The 762-nt window shown below is 76.2% G+C and carries 1 protein-coding gene; it reads right to left on the minus strand.

Annotated elements, in window-relative coordinates:
* Positions 1-762 (minus strand): beta-ketoacyl reductase (locus GT354_RS22995; RefSeq protein ID WP_161358270.1); only part of this gene is annotated, 762 nt, incomplete at both ends.

Below are 762 nucleotides of genomic sequence, written 5' to 3' on the forward strand. Positions count from 1 at the left end.
GGCCCGCGAGGTCGAGCGGGGCCGGGACCAGCGTCGGCCGGTCCACGGCCGGGAGGCCCGTGCCGAGTCCGGTCGCGAGGTCGAACAGGCGCAGGCCGTCGGCCGAGCCGAGCGCGCGGATCCCCGCCCGTGACGCGCGGGCGCGGTCGGCTTCGGCGAGGTGTGCGGTCATCCCACCCGCCTCGGCCCACATGCCCCAGGCCAGCGATACCGCTGGCAGGCCGAGCGCGCGACGTTGGCCGGCGAGCGCGTCCAGGAACGTGTTGGCGGCGGCATAGTTGCCCTGTCCCGGCCCTCCCAGGACGCCGGCCACCGACGAGAACAGCACGAAGGCCGCCAGGTCCTGATCGCGGGTCAGGTCGTGCAGGTACCACGCGGCATCGGCCTTGGGCCGCAGCACGGCGGACAGGCGGGCGGGGGTGAGCGCGTCCACGACGCCGTCGTCGACGACGCCTGCCGCGTGCACCACGGCGGTCAACGGGTGTTCGACGGGTACCGCCGCGAGGAGTTCGACGAGTGCGTCGCGGTCGGCGACGTCGGTCGCCGAGACGCTCACGTGCGCGCCGAGCGCGGTCAGATCGGCCACCAGTGCGGCGGCCCCGGGGGTGGCCGGTCCCCGACGGCCGGTCAGGAGGAGTCGGCGGACGCCGTGTTCGGTGACCAGGTGGCGTGCGAGCAACGAACCGAGTACGCCCACGCCGCCGGTGACGAGCACCGTGCCGTCGGGGTCCCACGCGCGCGGCGTCGGCGCGCCGGCGGCGG

It is taken from the genome of Streptomyces sp. SID3343 (genome assembly GCF_009865215.1).
Taxonomy (GTDB): Bacteria; Actinomycetota; Actinomycetes; order Streptomycetales; family Streptomycetaceae; genus Embleya.